At 53.1% G+C, this 2,093-nt stretch carries 2 protein-coding genes; both read left to right on the top strand.

The window, feature by feature from the left end; all coding sequences use genetic code 11:
• On the top strand, nt 1–413 hold a 413-nt coding region (locus BBW68_RS12105; RefSeq protein WP_148127524.1), incomplete at its 5' end, for a DDE-type integrase/transposase/recombinase.
• Between the two features lie 155 nt (nt 414–568).
• Nucleotides 569–2,029, top strand: a complete 1,461-nt coding sequence (gene cls / locus BBW68_RS12100; protein WP_070135563.1) for a cardiolipin synthase — start codon at nt 569–571, stop codon at nt 2,027–2,029.
• Nucleotides 2,030–2,093 lie beyond the last annotated feature (64 nt).

The following is a 2,093-nucleotide window of genomic DNA, read 5'->3' as shown; positions in this document are numbered from 1 at the left end:
GGGGCTGCACCATTGACTTTTACCTGTCTTCACGTCGTCACACCAAAGCCGCCTATCGCTTTATGGGTAAACTTCTGAATAATACGAAGCGCCTGCAAATTCCACGGTTGATCAACACAGATAAAGCCCCGACGTATGGGCGGGCGCTGGCATTGCTGAAGCGGGAAGGTAAATGTCCGCAGCATGTGCATCACCGGCAAATACAGTACCGGAATAATATAATTGAGTGCGATCATGGCAAACTGAAACGGATAATCAACGCCACGCTGGGCTTCAAATCAATGAAGACGGCTTACGCCACAATCAAAGGCATTGAAGTGATGCGTGCGCTACAAAAAGGTCAGGCAGAATCATTTTATTTGGGGCATCCCCTAGGCGAGATGCGTCTGGTGAGCAGAGTCTTTGAAAGATAAGACCTTTCAATAACACGAAAGGCTAACTCATCAATAACTTTGCAACAGTGCCGATCTGACAACGTTTTACATCGGGCGCTTACGTTAAAGGTTTCCTGTTCTGTCATCTGCACGTAAACTCTCTTTAATTGCCGCGTGAACAGGATTTTCACTTCATGACCACCTTTTATACCGTAATGAGCTGGCTGCTGGTTTTTGGTTATTGGTTACTCATTGCCAGTATTACCCTGCGTATCCTGATGAAGCGGCGCGCAGTGCCCTCCGCCATGGCCTGGTTGTTAATTATCTATATTATTCCGCTGGTTGGCATCATTGCCTATCTCTCATTCGGTGAGCTGCACCTTGGCAAACGGCGCGCCGAGCGGGCGCGCACCATGTGGCCCTCTACCACCCGCTGGCTAACTGATCTCAAAGCAAGCCACCATATTTTTGCCGAAGATAACAGCGATGTGGCCCGTTCACTGTTTCAGTTGTGTGAGAACCGTCAGGGCATTGCCGGAGTTAAAGGCAATCAGCTACAGCTGCTAACCAGCACCGATGACACCTTGCGCGCGCTGGTGCGTGATATTCAGCTGGCACGTCATAATATCGAGATGGTGTTCTATATCTGGCAGCCCGGTGGGCAGGCGGATAAGGTGGCTGAAGCGCTGATGACTGCAGCGCGGCGCGGCGTTCACTGTCGCCTGATGCTGGACTCGACGGGCAGCGTCGAATTCTTCCGCAGCCCGTGGGCAGCAATGATGCGCAATGCGGGTATCGATTTAGTCGAGGCGCTAAAAGTTAGCCTGCTGCGCGTTTTCCTGCGCCGTATGGATCTGCGCCAGCACCGCAAAGTGGTGCTGATCGACAACTATATCGCCTACACCGGCAGCATGAATCTCGTTGACCCGCGCTTCTTTAAGCAGGACGCTGGCGTCGGGCAGTGGGTTGACCTGATGGCACGTATGGAAGGCCCGGTCGCCATGACAATGGGCATTATTTACTCCTGCGACTGGGAAATTGAGACCGGCAAGCGCATTTTGCCGCCGCCGCCGGATGACAATGCGATGCCGTTTGAGCAGGAGAGCGGCCATACCATTCAGGTCATCGCTTCCGGCCCTGGCTTCCCGGAAGATATGATTCACCAGGCGCTGTTAACCGCCGTCTATTCCGCGCGTAAACAGCTGATAATGACCACCCCCTACTTTGTTCCGAGCGACGACCTGCTGCACGCTATCTGCACCGCGGCTTATCGTGGTGTCGATGTCAGTATTATCGTGCCGCGCCGCAATAACTCGCTGCTGGTGGGTTGGGCCAGTCGCGCCTTCTTTGGCGAGCTGCTGGACGCCGGGGTGAAGATCTATCAGTTTGAAGGCGGTCTGCTGCACACCAAGAGTATTCTGGTTGATGGTCAGCTTAGCTTGGTGGGCACCGTGAATCTAGATATGCGCAGCCTGTGGCTCAACTTTGAGATTACGCTGGTGATTGACGACAATGGCTTTGGCAGTGATCTGACGCGAGTGCAGGAGGATTATATCGCACGATCCAGACTGGTTGATGGTCAACGCTGGTCGCGCCGCGCATACTGGCAGCGTATCGTCGAACGACTATTTTATTTCTTCAGCCCACTGCTGTAAAACGAGCGAAAATGCACAGCGCCCAAGGGGCAATACAGGAATTTTTATGGGCACTGTTGCAAAG

Source organism: Candidatus Erwinia dacicola (assembly GCF_001756855.1).
GTDB lineage: Bacteria > Pseudomonadota > Gammaproteobacteria > Enterobacterales > Enterobacteriaceae > Erwinia > Erwinia dacicola.
This window is presented reverse-complemented; position numbering and strand designations above follow the sequence as displayed.